Origin of the sequence: Paenibacillus xylanivorans (assembly GCF_001280595.1) — a bacterium.
GTDB lineage: Bacteria > Bacillota > Bacilli > Paenibacillales > Paenibacillaceae > Paenibacillus > Paenibacillus xylanivorans.
The window spans coordinates 434,676-450,615 of sequence record NZ_LITU01000053.1; the positions used below are offsets into that span (position 1 = coordinate 434,676).

A 15,940-nucleotide genomic window follows, 5' to 3' on the forward strand; every position below is an offset into this window, starting at 1 on the left:
TTTTAATTTTTAAATTGATTTGGCTAGCAATGATAATCTTAGTGATACTGAAAAATAAGTAAGTTTTGCAAAATACTTTAAACTAATAGGTGGTAGTCACGATTATAATTTCCTTTCTGGTATCGCTGGTTCATGATTTGTTGTCTAATTATATAAGGTAGGTGGAGAGAACAATGAATTCAGGCATTGAATGGCTGAAATGGGTTAAGAGAATTCAAGCCATTGCACAAACAGGGTTGGCTTATTCCAAAGATGTATATGATCTTGAGCGATATGAAGAATTAAGAGCGCTTAGTATCGAAATACTCGAAAATTATACTAGTGTGAGTGCAGATGAAATTAAATTACACTTTGGAAGCGAAACGGGGTATGCTACGCCGAAAGTAGATATACGTGGTGTTGTTTTTCAGGATGATAAGATACTCTTGGTAAGAGAAAAGGCTGACAATGCATGGGCTTTACCAGGTGGATGGGCTGACATTGGTTATTCTCCTTCAGAAGTAGTCGTAAAAGAAATAGAGGAAGAATCGGGGTACATTACCACTCCAAAACGATTACTCGCTGTACTGGATAAGAAATTTCATAATCATCCACCAGAACAATATCATGTGTATAAAGTGTTTATTCAATGTGAGATTGCAGCAGGTGAACCTAAAGGGGGCGTGGAGACCCTAGAGGTAGGCTTCTTTAATAGAGAAGAAATCCCCACACTCTCCCTGGAAAGGAATACACCTGCTCAGATCCAAACGATGTTTCAATTTTTAGATAACCCACAGAAAACAACTATTATTGATTAATTTTTCCCAGCGATGTGTACCATTCGTTCACCTCTTCAGTTATCTTATCGCCGCCTAGCTCGTGCCATCTAGTGACGACGAGATCGAAGCTGGACAGTGGCTCCTGCCCGTATACGATCTTGAGCATCGCGTCATGCAATAACTCGTCAAGAGCATCGCCGATTTTTTCCATCGTCGGCGTCGGCGCTCCGGTGAAGGCGTCTGTCTTGTAGACGGAGGGATTGCTTTCAACGATTTGCCAACCCTTTAGCTCCTGCGGTGTGCGCAGCAGCTTATTTTTGATATCATATGACGTCTGGTCGGATGCGCCGCTGTTGATGCGAGCAATCGATTCACTGAGCAAGTTAGGGACTGAGGGGAGCGACAGGCTCAGGAGATACTTTTGGGGGTCCGCAAATCCGCCCGGGACCTGGCTTTCCAGGAATGTCACCTTGCCGTCTTCATTACCGTAGTCGTAGCCTTCAGCGATACCCCAACGATAGGGCGAGCCAGAAGGAGGATCAACGAAGTTGTCATAAACAAAGTTCATATAGTTGAAAAAAATTTCAGGATTCACCATATCGGCGTTGATGGCAATTGCGCCATACTCCGGCGGCGTGCCGCGGGTACCGGATAAGCCGCTCGGCCCGACGGGGATTGGGTAGGCCTCGAACCGGGCGCCCGGCACGTTCGCGGTCACGTCCCCTAGCGGCCATCCTGCGGCCCACAGCGGGGCCAAAATCATGCCTGCCTTGCCGAGCTTCCATGATTCCGTCGCTTGAACCTCATCGAGAATCTCAGCATCCTTTGGCACGTAGCCTCGCTCCATCCAGCGCTTCAATGTCGTTAGACCTTGCCGAATACTTGGCTGGACCGATCCGTATGACAGAATTCCATCATCGTCTGTGCTCCAAATGTCTGGCATCTCCCCGTAAGCACCAAACACGAAGCCCGCATCCGACATCCAGGTGAAAAACGAATTTTTGAGGCTGATGCTAAGCCCATACGTGTCGTCTTTACCATTGCCGTCCGGGTCAAGATGAACGAATGCATCCATGACGGTCTCCATCTCATCAATAGTGGAGGGGGCCGCCAAACCAAGTTTGTCGAGCCAATCCTGACGGATGTACAATACCTCATTCGAGTTCATCTTGCCATCGAGGATCGGTATTGCCATTTTTTTGCCGTTGATTACATACCGGTCCCACGATTCGGGCGCCTGTGCCATGGCTGCCTTCCACTTGGGTGAAGCATACTGCTCGAACAGCTGTCCTACGTCGCGGAAAGCACCGGAGCGCAGCAGCGGATACATATTTTGTCCACCCTTGAATGTGACGATGTCGGGAAGTGACTGACCGGTCGCAATCAGGGTGTTCAGTTTATTGATGTAGACATCCTCATCACCAGTCGTCGTCCAGAGGTAATTCACCTTGATGCCAAGCTTGTCCTCAAACAGCCGGCTCAGTACGTTGTTTTGCAGATCTTCACCGTTTTTGAAATCGATGTCCGGATACAGATGCCCAACAGTCGTCAAGATCACAGGAGACTCATATTTTCCACCGATGAACGAAGGGGCAGGTCCTGCAGGCGTGTTCTTTTTCTCCTGAAGTTGGGAGGGTACTGTTGGATCTTCCCAAAAGATGAATGAAAAAATCATGACGACGAGGAACAAGATGATCGCGAGGCCAAACAGTCCTGTTTGTTTCAACCATTTCAAGCTTCTCATATCTCTGATCCCTCCTGTTCACGGACGTATTTCCAGCGCAATGTCACCTGGAGGCCGCCCAGATCTCCGTTAGCCAGCTCCATATCGGCTTCCGAGCCAAGCAATGCTCTCATCCGCTCATAAACATTGTGAAGCGCCCACGCAGTATTGGCGTCCGCGCCATAGTAGATAGCATTACGGAGCGTGTCGATTCGACCGGGCTCGACACCACAGCCGTTATCCGCCACAATCAGCTCACAGTATTCTCCGTTGGAATGACCTGTAATCCGGATGTCTCCGACCATGCGCAGCGACTCAATGCCATGTAGAATGGCATTTTCCGCGAGTGGTTGCAGCAGCAGCCGCGGTACCTGTAAATCAAGAAGCTGCTCCTCGACGTCAATGGTGAAAACAAAGCGGTCCATCTGAAGACTCTGGATCGTCAGGTATAACCGGACAAGCTCAAGCTCGTCCCGCACCGTTGTATACGTGTTCTCGAACTTGATCGTTTGCCGGAAATAACGGCTTAAACTTATGGACATGTCAATGACTGCCTGCTTCTCGTCAAGCTCGGTCATACTTTTGATAAAGGCAAGCGAGTTGTACAGGAAGTGCGGCTGGATCTGGGAGTGGAGCTGCCGCAGTTTCGCCTCCTTGGAGCGGATCTGTTCCATGTAAACCCTTTCAATTAATTCTTTGATTTCTTTGGACATCTCGTTGAAGCGGTCAAACAAATACATGAATTCGTCATTACTCTCCTGGCGAAGTGTGATGGAATATTGGCCGGATGTGATTTTCCTGACGCCCCAGAGCAGTTTACGTATCGGAATCTGCACGTCCCGGTACAACAACAGGGCGAGCAGAATGCTGAACAGAAGTAGGAAAACGCTAGAGAAATAGTAGAGCCGCTGATTGGCATAGATCGGATTGAGCACCTCACTGATCGGGGTATAATCCACGATGTACCAATCTTTAAAGTTACTCAGAGCAGAGAAATTAACGAGGTATTGCTCACCGTCCAATTTAATAAGTCGGTTACCACTCATCTCTTGGCCAACCTCAAGCCGCCTTGTCAATTCATGGATGAAAGGAAGCTTCTCTGTGTCGCTTGCCAGCACATCCCCAGCCGCAGACAACAAGATTGCGCTGTTGTCGTTCGTTCCCTTGGCACGGCCCAAGTAGGCGAGTATATTTTTGGTATCGATCTTGGCCCTGACGACATAAGACACTTCCTCCGGATCAAAGCGGAAGGTGTACGGATGCGCCAAATAATATGTCAAATACGCGCCGTCGCCTGTCTGCTCATACTGCCAGAACGGGCGGAAGTGCGTCTCCAGGTACAGTTCGCTCAATTTCGAGGAAGAGGACGTCGAGGAGAAAGCTGAACTGTCCTCATCGTAGATCACCATAAATTCGGCGTTCCAGTTGTTCAGGGCGTGCAAAAGGTTCAACTTGTCCGACACCCGCAGCTTCAACTTATTCAGCTCAAAGTCTCCTTCCAGAAAGGAAGGAGTCGCAAGCAGTCGAACATCTTTGTCGAGTACGAGAAAATCGCTAAAGGACGATACTTTGGACAGATTATTGTCGATGTCTCCGGCTAGGAAAGTGAGCTCATTCAGCTTTACGCGTTGAATTTCTTGCTTGATTAGCCGTACGCTGGAACGATTGGTCAGGTAGTACAGAAGCAAGGTAGAGACGAGCAGTAGAAAGATGACAAGTACAATTTTTGTGAAAATGGTTAGTTTCATTAGAGTGTCCCCGTTCGGTCAGGAGGATTGATGACGGAAGTCTTGCGGTGTCAGTCCAAAATGCTCTTTGAACAACTTGATGAAGTACTGCGGCTTATGATAGCCAATCGCCGTCGCAACGTCGCTAACCTTGAGCTCTGGTTGCTCGATAAGTATTTCCCGCGCCCGCTGCATGCGCACTTTGTACAAATATTCGCTAATATTCTCGCTTGCCTTGCTTTTGAACAGAGCGGACAGGTAGGCGGGATGCAGGCCGACGTGATCCGCTGCCGTCTGCAGCGTGGCGTCCGCGAGATGCGCGGTGATAAACTGCTGGACCTTACGGATAAGTGCTACTTGCTCGTTGTTCCATTCACTTTTGGTCATCTCCCGCAATTGCTCCAGCGTGAGCACTATCCAATGCTGAAGCTGGTGCATATGGCGGAATCGGTTGGTTTCAGTAGCCTTGTCCAGCTCCGGGGGGATGATCTCAAGCAGGCTGAGTCCGTTTTTGTGGGCAAAAAAACTGAAGGCGCCCATCGCGTGATAATAGAGCTCAAGTAGCGTCTCACGTGAATCCATTCGCTTGTTTGTCACCTCAAGGAAAATGGCGTCCCACTTGGCAGAGATAGCCTCCCACTGGTAAATTTCGAACAACTGAATCATCGTGGGCGACTCGTAAAGGCTATGGACGCGGTAGGGCTTTTCGGGCACTAAGGCGTCCTGCAGGCGAATTAAGAGGTCCGTCTCACCGCCAAGATGGCGAGTGAGTATAGCCAGTGAGTCCTGGTAAGTCTCACGCAGGCCGTGAGCCATTACCTGCCAGTGGCTCACGACAATTGAGATGCTGCTTTTGAGAAAGTGTCTGACGTGTTGCTGCAGCCTGGCAGCCAAATGTTCGAGGGACCGCTGTCGATTAACCTCCGATTCCTTCTCCCGCGCTAACCACGACTCTTCCCGCACCTTGAGAACGAAGACTTCATGCTCGTACGCATCACGTCCGTGCCAGACATGGAACAATTCCGAAAATGTTTCCTCAGCGATATTTGCGACGGCCGAGGAGAGCAGGGACTGGTCCATCCAGTTCAACTCCTCAGCAGACGATTCAATGCGGAGGAGGCATATTGCAGTTTCATCGCTCGAACAGAACGGCAACCGATAATAAGCCATTTTTTCTTCGAACAGCTTGGGAGGCAGTTTCCTTCCTTGAAGCAGATCAATGAGCAGCTTTTCTCGAAACAATGGCATATGTTCGCTGAGCATGCTCATTGCCTTCTCCTGCTTGCCCCGTTCATCCCATTCAAGACGGAGCGCTTCCGTGAGTTTGTGCAACATGTCGGCCAGCTCCCTTTGGTCGACCGGTTTGAGCAGGTAACCATCCACCTGCTGTCTGATGGCCTCCTGCGCGTAGTCCCATTCTCCGTAGCCGGATAGCAGGATGCTTTTGAAGTGTTTATCGTATTTTTTTATATACTCAATCAGCTCCAAGCCGGAGATTCCGGGCATTCGAATATCGGTGATGATAATATCGACGGGATAGCTCTTGCAATGTTCGAGTGCCTCTTCACCAGAGAAAGCCTTGTGAACCTTGCCTATGCCGAGTTCTTCCCACGGCATGGTGCGTTCGAGACTGTCCACGAGATGAGCATGATCATCAACGATTAATAGCTCATACATGCTTAAATCCCCCAGTCAGTTTTCGGTTGTTACGGTTGGCGTATCTTCAATCTTTTTATTATCTGAGCATAACTGTTCCTTTGTCAATTGGAAGTAGAAGAGAAGCAGCTCTCGGGGCCCCTGCGCCAATCAGGGCAAGCTTTATTTTTTATGAGATGTACCTCCTATTGAATTTTGCGATACCAAGGCAGCCGCGAGAGGGGAGCATCAACTTGCAGTTCGGTTGGCCCGTTGATAATGTTCCCATCCTCGCCCTGCCATTGGCCCTCAGGGAAAACTACGGTTCTGGACGTCAGTCCCTTGACGACGACTGGCGCAACGAGCAGATTCTGACCGAGAAGAAACTGGTCATTTACGAGCTCATAGCCGCAGTCGGGATATTCGAACTCCAGGCTGCGCAGTATCGGCAGGCCGTCTGCAGCGGCCTGGCTAGCAAGTGCGAGCAGTTCGGGGCCAAGCTCAGATCTTAGCCGTACGGCGTCAAGACACCAGGTTAGCTCCTCACCGTTCAGTACGCGCCAGGGTGCCATGGAAAACTGCATAACAGGGAACAGCGCGGCACACTGGGTGTACCGTACGAACAACTCGCTGTCAAAGTGAAATTCCGGGGAGTTGATATCGCCGTCCATACCGCCGCCGATCATATCGGGGCAGTTAAATGCGTAGCCAAGCAGTCCCTGAACGATCGCGTTCGGAATGAGTCCGCTGAGCCCAGTGGCGTCCCACGTATGTGTCTTGTCCCGTTGGCGCTGGATAAGTCCCTTGCCACCGAGTTTCCAACACATCCGCAGCTCAACCAGCGAGTAGCCAACTCCGAGGTTGGCGTAAGCTTCGCAGTCCTCAAGCAGACGTAGGGGACGAGTCCATGCAACGGGCTGGGTCGTGTCCGCTCCGCCTGATAAGATCGGCTCACCAGCGTCAAGCTTAAAACCATCAACGCCGTAATCCGTGATCAGACGATCCATCTGCCGCTTGAACCAGGCCGCACCTTCCTCCTTCGTATAATCCACAACTGCACTGTAACCATTCCACCAATGTCGGATTAATGGTGCGTTGTCCACACCTTTTAGAAGCAGATCTCCCGCCCGCAATTCCTTAAACATCGTGCAGTCCGGACTCACGTATGGGCACATCCAGAGCATCACCTTGAAGCCCATGCCGTGAAGCGTATCAATCATCTCCCGGGGATTCGGGAACCTGTGCTTGTCAAAGTCCCACATGCCATAATCCTTCATCCAGTTGTCGTCGATAATGAGGACGCCGGGCGGTAGCCCGTTCGCTAGAATCGATTCTGCATAACGGATAATTCTGTCCTGCGTGGGGTTATAGAACATCTCGACCCAGGTACAGTACTGCGGAGCTGTGAATACAAGGGCATCGGGCACCTGCTCGGAAGGCGGAAAATGTGTGCCGGCAGCATGACGGTATGCGCCCTGTAGTGTGCTAAGTTCCTCTTCCACGACGACCTCACCAGCGATATCAAAGATGGAAAGCCCATTCTCGTCCACATGGAAAGCAAACGGCTCCTCGCTCCAAATATATCTGCCCTTATTAGAGAGTAGCAAAGGCGAGGCCTGATTGTCGTCTGTCACGCGCAAATCCCTCGTATATGCTGTCTGGCCAAACGGCATGAAGCTGCCATCGTTGATCACGCCGCCCCACCAGTATTCACCGGGAAGACGGGTAATTGAGATATTATTCATGGGAGAATTCTCCTTTGGAATTGCGGACAAAATCTTGTGGAATATTTGCCCCAATCGCTTGAATTTTATGCAGAGATCATCAGCCCTTGGGAAGGGGATCTTAAAAATGTGGTTTGAATCTTAAAATCTAGGCATTTAAACCGGATTTTCCCTGATTTATGATGAGAACGTCAAGAGCTCACGACGAACGATTGGCGGAAAAAAGCGCAATTTTTCCGTCCTCCAGCTTTTAAGCATGATTGCTGAAGTAAAAGTACAATCTTCATTTTTCAAGAAAAGTCGAGGGGAGTATTACGATGAAAATAAGAAAAAAATGGGCTGCAGGGCTCGCCAGCTTACTGCTCGTCTCGTTGATGGCCGGCTGCAATAATTCTAACGACGGAGGCGGTGCTACCGACAGTGGTTCCCTGAAGAAGGTTACGATCTCTTATACGATCTGGGACAAAAACCAGCAGCCGGCAATGGAGGCGATCGCTGATGCATTCACGGAGCAGCACCCGAACATCGAGGTGAAGGTTGATGCTATTCCGTGGGGCGAATATTGGACGAAGATGTCCGCCGCAGCACCAGCAGGAATGCTGCCCGATGTATTCTGGATGCATGGTGGTCAGTTTATGAAGTACGCAGAAGGCCAGTTCCTCGAGCCGATCACGGACAAGGTGCAGGCTAACGAAATCGATCTGAACAACTACGCGTCCAACCTCGTCTCTATCTATACGCTGGACGGGAAAAACTACGGTATTCCAAAGGACTTCGATACCATTGGTCTCGCCTACAACAAGGAGCTGTTCGATCAGGCGAACATTGCGTACCCAGACGACACGTGGGATTATGCCAAGCTTGCTGAAGTCGCCAAACAGCTAAGCCAGCCAGACAAGGGCATTTACGGTTTTGGAGCAAAGCTGGACACCCAAGCGGGTTACTGGAACGACATGTTAGCGAACGGTGGCTTCATTTTAAATGAAGACATGACGAAATCCGGCTACGACGAGCAGGCATCGATTGAGGCACTAAAGGCCCGTTACCAGATGATTCTTGATAAGGCTTCGCCGACGCACCAGCAGATGACCGACACGGATTCGGTCGAAATGTTCAAGTCCGGCAAGCTCGCGATGATTTTCGACGGATCTTGGGACAACGGCAATCTGGCGAGTAGTGAGATTATCAAAGGAAAGTACGATTGGGCACCACTGCCGAAGGGTAAGGTCAAGCGCGGCAATATCATTAATGGCATCGGCAACGTCATGTCTACTAAGGGGAAGCACAAGGATGAAGCATGGCAGTTCCTGAAATTCCTCGGCTCCAAGGAGGCCGCTGAGATCACGGCCGAGATGGGTGCGGCGATTCCGGCGTTCAATAATACGCAAGACGCATGGGTGAAGAACAATCCTGATTTGAACCTGCAGGTATTCATTGATCAGGCGGCGGACGCTACTCCGTACCCGAGTGGTTCAAAATCATACCCAGTCTGGTTCTCGAAAGAAGCAGAAATTATGTCACAGGCATGGGGCGGCGCCATATCAATTGAAGAAGGCGCTAAGAAAGTGGCGGAAATGATGAATCAGGCGATTGAGGACGCAAAGTAAGCTCCCTAAGCCAGGCAAAATTGTCGATGGTATTCCGGTTAACGGAATACCTATGGCACAAATGAGGTGAAGGCAATGCATTCGAAAAGCAGATATATATGGGCTTATATGATGATCGCTCCGACGTTGATCGGAACGCTCGTTTTTTGGAGTTGGCCAGCCGTCTATTCCATCTATCTGAGCTTCCTGAAGTCCGAAAACTTCGGTCTTGTCAACCATTGGGTCGGTTGGGCCAACTACGAGAGATTATTTATGGACGAGGAGTTCTGGCAAAATCTGCGCAATACGATACTTTATGTCGTACTGTTCGTGCCTACGACGATTATACTTTCCACGTTTTTTGCCGTACTGCTGAACGCGAAGATTAAGGGACAGTCCGTCTATCGGGTCATTTATTTTCTACCACAGGTTACGATGGCAGCCGCAGCTGCTATGGTGTGGGTCATTATTTTTGCGCAGGATTACGGACTACTAAACTCCGTTCTCGGCACTCACATCGCGTGGATCTCTGACAAGCGGTTTGCCATGTATGCTCTTGTCATGGTCGGTGTTTGGGGCGCGATCGGCTTTAACATGCTGCTGATTCTGGCCGGGCTTCAAGGAATTCCACGCATTCTGTATGAGGCTGCTGAGATTGATGGCGCTGTTGGCTTTCGCAAGTTTCGTTCCATTACGCTCCCGCTATTAACACCGACATTATTTTTTACGTCGATCGTACTCGTGATCGGTGCTACACAAATTTTTGACAGTATCTATCTGATTATCGGTAAAACGAACGTTGCGCTACCCGCGGTGCGTTCTCTCGTATACGCTTATTACCAAAATTCGTTTATCTACTACGATCAGAACTACGGAGCTGCCATCGTCAACATCTTACTAGTGATCAACCTGGTTTTGACGGGTATCCAGTTCATGCTGCAAAAAAAATGGGTGATTTACGATTGAGGAGGTACGAAAGTGAGCAGAGTTGTCTCTTCGAAGCATAGAAACAACCTTATTATTCATTTGGTTCTGATCGCTGGTGCAGCCGTCATGGTGCTTCCATTTCTCTGGATGATCCTTACGTCGCTAAAGACGACGACGGAGGCGACGCAGATTCCGATCACCATATTCCCTGCGGAGCCAAGCTTCAGAGGCTATGTGGACGCCCTCAGGCAATCGGCCTTCCTGCATTACTATGCGAACACGCTGATGGCTGCGTTCATGAAGACGTTGTTCCCTGTCGTCTTCAGTGCGATGGCGGCCTTTGCGTTCGCGCGCATTCGCTTTCCGGGTAGAGGTCTGTGTTTTTTTCTGATCATTTCGGTCATGATGATTCCCAACCCGGTGTTCTATACACCGCAATATTTGATGATGAGCAAACTTGGATTGGTGAATACGACGACTGCACTTTGGATCACTTCGCTCGTCAGCCCATTTGCGACATTTTTGCTGCGTCAATTTTTCCTCGGCATCTCCAAAGAGTTGGAGGAAGCAGCAGTGCTCGACGGGTGCAACCCGTTTCAAATCTTTCGCTATATCATGCTGCCGCTAGTGAAGTCAGCACTGGTTGCAGTTGTTATCATCCAACTGCTCTGGTCATGGAATGAACTACAGTGGCCACTAATCATTAACAGTTCACCGGAAAAATTGACGCTGTCGGCAGGCCTCGCCACGCTTGTCTCCATGTTCGGTACGGATTATCCTGTATTGATGGCTGGTGCGTTCATGGCCGTCGTTCCGATGCTCATACTGTTTTTCATTTTCCAACGGCGGTTTATCGAGGGCGTCGCCTTCAGTGCCAGTAAGGGATGACCTTTTGGAACATGTCCATGCAGTCTGTGGAAATTGACTTGGCGCGTACCACCAGGTTACTTAGCTATTTGCATCAAGTAGAAACAAGATGTGTCCTTTTTAATGCGTAGATTCCGGGCTGGAAAGGGGGTGAGTATGGCTGGGGAGCAGGTACGTTGCCCTTTTTAATAGATAATCCCATACGAATAGGAGTGAACGATGCAATGTCGAATGTAAGACTTGCAAGGCTAGGGTTGATGATGGCCGTCTTTTGTCTACTTGGCTCGATCGTGTTTATGAACTTCAAGCCTACACATGCTTATGCGTCCGGAGAGTGGCAGGCCCAAACCTATGACCCGAACAAAGCGGGGCTGGAGTTAAACCCGCTGAAGGGCTTTTTACCCTTCTCCAAGCTTCCCTCGGACAGTATTGATCCGAACAACAGTTTCCCGCACAGCATGGAATGGTTCTACGTTTCGCTTCGTGACCTGATGACGGACTGGAACACGTACAACTGGGCACCGCTGGATGCCTATCTGAATGACATCGCTAGTCGGGGCAACCAAGCGGCTTTCCGCGTCTACGTGGACTATCCGGGTCGTACGAGCGGTATTCCGCAATTTCTAATCAACGGGGGGCTTATGACCCGGGATTATGACCAGAATGGCAACCACGATACATCTACGCACAGTTTGGCCCCCGATTGGAACGACGCTAATCTGAATCAGGCGTTGCGACAGTTCGTCGCCGCACTTGGGGCCCGCTATGATGGCGATCCTCGGATCGGCTTCTTGACGACAGGATTATACGGCTTCTGGGGAGAGTGGCATACATGGCCCTACAATACCGATCCAACAAATTGGGAGATGAACCAGAGTAACCGTGACGGGCTGCTTTCCGCATTCAAGGGTGCATTTCAGAAGACCCAGGTATTGGCCAGGTACCCTTATTCGGCGAGTACAGCAGATTTGAAAAACGCTTTTGGCTACCATGATGATTCATTTTCGTACGAAACGCTGTTCGAAAATGACTGGGGATTCTGGAATTTGATTACGCAAAACGGTCTGCAGAACATCTGGAAGACTCATCCGATTGGTGGTGAACTCTATCCACCGCTCCAGCAGGATGCGAGTTTTTGGCAGCACTGGCCCAACCAGAACGGTGAGGACTTCCAGACCTCAGTAGAAACGACTCACGCCTCTTGGCTAATGTATGATCGTGTGTACAAAAACTCTCTACCGGATGAGACGGCTAAGCTTAATGCGCTGCGAGCTCATAAAATGCTTGGCTACACTCTGTACAATTCTTCTGTACAGTTGAGCGATTCATCGGCATCTTCACTACAAGTCAACGTCAAACTTCAGAATAAGGGCGTCGCTCCGTTTTACTACAATTGGAAGGTTGAGTTTGGCGTACTGAATGCTGCTGATACATGGGTTAAGTCACTCGGCACGGAATCATGGAATCTGAAAAGCATTTTGCCTGGAAACACGGACTATTCCTTCTCATTTAATGCGAATCACAACCTTCCCGCCGGGGACTACAGGCTGGTCATGCGAGTTGTCAACCCACTCTCCGGCGGCAAGACCATTCGTTTTGCGAACACGCGCCAGGACTCGAACCGAGATGGCTGGCTGACACTGTCCGGTTTCCATGTTTCTGCTAGCGCTACGACTTCTACGTTACTGGCTGACCCACCCGTGACACCAGTCACGCCTCCGACTTCTGGTGTTAGCGCCTATGAGGCAGAGGCAGTAGGGAACACACTAGGAGGTTCTGCGGTCATTGCGAACTGCACGACTTGCTCAGGTGGGGCAAAGGTGGGTTATCTAGGCAACGGTAGCGGCACGCTGAAGTTCAATGGTGTAACAGTGCCGTCCGCAGGCAACTACAAATTGACAATCCAGTACTTGAATGGCGAGGCTTCCCGTATCGCCATATTAAGTGTGAATGGAGCGGCAGGCACGTCACTCAATTTCCCAAGCTCCGGTGGCTGGACAACAGTTGCCTCTCAGGAGACGACAGTGCATCTGCAAGCGGGGACCAATACGCTGTTATTCTCCCAGCCGTCGGGTTACGCGCCGGATATCGACCGCATCTTAGTGAGTGTGAATCCTACGGGTACGGGAGGGTAAAAAAGGACCTGCGATCCCTTTCCAGTTAGACAGGTAAGAGAAAGACTCTTAATGTTGAGTGAAGTGCACCCCTTAGAATAGACATTGGAAACCCCCTGGGTTTAGCCGATGAAATTCTAGGGGGTGCATTTTTGTATGGCTATGAAGGGACAAAAGTTTAAAACGTATACGGAGAAAAATAAAAAAAGAGGCAATTCGTCTACACCCTATTGAGGGGAGGACTTACCGTTTGTATGGACGTCTTCAGATGTAAGCGTGTACACTATGTAAATATATATCATTCCGTTTAAAAAAATGGGGGCTGAATATGAGGAAAACGTTATTTAATCGATTGCTGTTTTCTTATATGCCGATTTTTATTGTCGTGATCACGTTTACGTTTTTTGTTTTTTTTCAGATACTAAGCGAACAAAGCCGTAAGGAGGCGCTTAACGCCAACAAAATGCTGTCATTACAGGCGATGCGTCTGATCGATACTTCCCTGAAGGCGATAGACAATATGGTAATGTCGGAAACTATAAATAATAAGCAGCTGATTGATTTCTTCAATAATGAAGAGAAGAATAATATTTTCATCAACATAAGCGCAGTTAAAAAAATGCAGGATATGATTTCCTATTACCCCATGATTGATTCGATCTATTTTGTGCGTTTTGAAGACAATTTCGTGCTCAGCAATGCGACAAGTGATCAACTTAGCAACTACAGAGACGAGCCATTTATTAAAAAGGCTATGGATCCGCTCGCATCCAAGCAATGGTCGGGCGTAAGAAGCTTCGAGCAGTTTTCTGCAATAGGGAGTAAGCCTGTCGTTAGTTTGGTGCGGGGAGCGCCATTTATCACAGGCGAGAAAGGCATGATCGTCGTCAATGTGGCAACTGATTCGTTGCAGAACAGTATTGCTGACCTATACGATTCAAAAACAAGCTTTATCGGGATTCGGGACGCCGCAGGCAACGATTTGTTTAGTGACTTGCATTCTAAAGAACAAACAAAGATTTTCTCCAACTACATATCGAGCTATACCGGATGGTCCTACCAAAGCGGACTTATAAACGGCAAGTTATTCCATGTGATCTCTTCATTATATAATGTCTGGTTTATAATCGGTATTGCGACGATCGGGGGTGGTTTTGTATGGCTGCTCTATGTTACTAGGCGGAATTCAAGACCGCTGGAACAGATTGTGGCGCGTATTCGCGGTTATCGTCTCCCTTTGTCCAAGGAGTTGGGAGATGAATTTTCCTTCATCGAATCGGCCTTGTCCAATATTATTGAGCAATCCAATCAGTATCAGCAAAAGCACCATGAAGATCAGCATCTGCGAAAGAAATACCTGTTCCACCAACTCATTGAAGGTGACATGGGTTTAACCCACGAGGAATGGATAGGAGAAACAAACAGTCTTCAGCTTCCATACTCTTTTGATAAACAAGTAGTACTTGTTATTGAAATGGATAAATATAGTGATTTTTGTTGCCAATACTCCCGCAGAGACCAAAACCTTCTTAAATTCGCGCTACGTAGTGTTATTCAGGAGCTCGCTCCGAAATATGAGCTCGTGCTTTGGTCAGAGTGGACTTCGGCATTTCAACTAAGCGTCATGGTATTTGTGGACAGCGAGGAGGAAGCAAGTACTTCCATAACACACAAACTTTTCGAGAGCGTTCGTGTGTGGGTGCAGGAAAATCTGAAGTTTACGGTAACGGTAGGTATCGGTGAGCAGGTCGCAGAGCTTTCAAGCGTCGCAAATTCTTATAAAGAGGCACTTAGGGCGCTTAAATATAAAATAGTGCTAGGAGAAAACAGGCTCATTACTAGCGAACACATCGCAAATCACGGTCAGGTTGAGGTGTTCTCACAATTAAACGTAATTCGATCCATCATCCAGTCGTTCAGACTTCTTGAGGACGAATGGAAGACGAAGTACGATAAGCTCATTAATGAAATGAAGCTAGGATTGTTGACAAAGGATGAAATAACAAATCTGATGAATTATTTAATATACTTTTTGGGATTGGAAATATCCGGTATGACGAAAGAGGTCCAAGAAATATGGATGCGAGACGGGTTACCGAGGCTCAGTAAAATCATAGATGAGTGCCATTCACTCGAGCAAATGCGGGAAGAATCTTTGACCGTGTTGAACAGCTTTTTCACAGGTTTGAAGGAAGCGCAAAACAGGCGTCTGCATGCAGCTACCATTCGAGATATGCGGAAAATGATCGAAGAGGAGTATGCCAATCCGAATATGTCGCTTGAATATCTCAGTTCAACCTTTAACATTAATGGAAAATATGTAAGTAAGCTGTTCAGGGAAGAGACTGGTCAGAAATTCGTCGACTTCCTGATTGACATTCGCCTGCAGGCCGCGAAGCGCTTGCTCACGGAAACGCAAGGTTCCATGCAGGAGGTGGCAGAGCAGGTAGGTTACACAAGTGCGATCTCGTTCAGCCGAGTGTTTAAGAAAGTGGTAGGCTACTCCCCAAGCGAATTCCGCGAAGAAGCAGCACGCAGACAGATAGGTTGAATTTGGTTAACTGGTTGAAAATAGTTTGCTACGCCTGCTTACCCAGCAGTTTCATCATTTTTATCAAGCAGCAGCTCTGGCGATTAGCCAGAGCTGCTGCTTATTTTCAGGTCATGCGAAGACGGTTAAGCTAGCGATTATTGTTTCTTGCTGGAGCTTAATATCGTACTTTACTATGAATAATGTAAGCGCAGACAGTTAGATCGAACGAAAGGAGAAGGAGCATATGTCAAGCATGCAAAAGAGAATCAGGAAACCCAAAACTTCAATGCAAGGCCATCCACATGAACCTGCATTGCCTGACAGCAAATTATCATTACGCTTCATT

10 protein-coding genes are annotated in these 15,940 nt (G+C 48.7%); 6 read left to right on the forward strand and 4 right to left on the reverse strand.

Annotated features, from left to right (window positions below; translation table 11 throughout):
• Positions 1-173: 173 nt before the first annotated feature.
• A complete protein-coding gene (locus tag AMS66_RS11990) occupies positions 174-797 on the forward strand; it encodes an NUDIX hydrolase (protein WP_053780999.1) in 624 nt (207 codons plus the stop codon).
• On the opposite strand, the gene AMS66_RS11995 is transcribed toward AMS66_RS11990, so the two are convergent.
• The 4 genes from AMS66_RS11995 to AMS66_RS12010 form a co-directional block, all read right to left on the reverse strand.
• Positions 787-2,502, reverse strand: a complete 1,716-nt coding sequence (locus AMS66_RS11995; RefSeq protein WP_053781000.1) for an extracellular solute-binding protein — start codon at positions 2,500-2,502, stop codon at positions 787-789. The genes AMS66_RS11990 and AMS66_RS11995 overlap by 11 nt on opposite strands.
• A complete protein-coding gene (locus tag AMS66_RS12000; RefSeq protein WP_053781001.1) occupies positions 2,499-4,229 on the reverse strand; it encodes a sensor histidine kinase in 1,731 nt (576 codons plus the stop codon). The genes AMS66_RS11995 and AMS66_RS12000 overlap by 4 nt, the downstream gene beginning before the upstream one ends.
• Positions 4,230-4,247: 18 nt before the next feature.
• Entirely contained in the window at positions 4,248-5,885 is a 1,638-nt protein-coding gene (locus tag AMS66_RS12005; protein WP_053781002.1) for a response regulator, read from the reverse strand.
• Positions 5,886-6,049: 164 nt separating this feature from the next.
• Complete coding sequence (locus tag AMS66_RS12010; RefSeq protein WP_053781003.1) at positions 6,050-7,588, reverse strand: glycoside hydrolase family 31 protein; 1,539 nt, start codon at positions 7,586-7,588, stop codon at positions 6,050-6,052.
• 296 nt (positions 7,589-7,884) lie between these two features.
• Between AMS66_RS12010 and AMS66_RS12015 the strand changes: the two genes are divergently transcribed.
• The 5 genes from AMS66_RS12015 (at position 7,885) to AMS66_RS12035 (ending at position 15,612) form a co-directional block, all read left to right on the forward strand.
• Complete coding sequence (locus tag AMS66_RS12015) at positions 7,885-9,174, forward strand: ABC transporter substrate-binding protein (RefSeq protein ID WP_053781004.1); 1,290 nt, start codon at positions 7,885-7,887, stop codon at positions 9,172-9,174.
• A 108-nt stretch (positions 9,175-9,282) separates the two neighbouring features.
• Positions 9,283-10,119, forward strand: a complete 837-nt coding sequence (locus tag AMS66_RS12020; protein ID WP_236703350.1) for a carbohydrate ABC transporter permease — start codon at positions 9,283-9,285, stop codon at positions 10,117-10,119.
• 12 nt (positions 10,120-10,131) lie between these two features.
• A complete protein-coding gene (locus AMS66_RS12025) occupies positions 10,132-10,968 on the forward strand; it encodes a carbohydrate ABC transporter permease (RefSeq protein WP_053781006.1) in 837 nt (278 codons plus the stop codon).
• A 203-nt stretch (positions 10,969-11,171) separates the two neighbouring features.
• Positions 11,172-13,082, forward strand: a complete 1,911-nt coding sequence (locus AMS66_RS12030; RefSeq protein WP_053781007.1) for a DUF4832 domain-containing protein — start codon at positions 11,172-11,174, stop codon at positions 13,080-13,082.
• Between the two features lie 307 nt (positions 13,083-13,389).
• The gene (locus AMS66_RS12035; protein ID WP_053781008.1) at positions 13,390-15,612 is read left to right on the forward strand and encodes a helix-turn-helix domain-containing protein; all 2,223 of its coding nucleotides are present in this window, start codon (positions 13,390-13,392) and stop codon (positions 15,610-15,612) included.
• Positions 15,613-15,940: the final 328 nt, after the last annotated feature.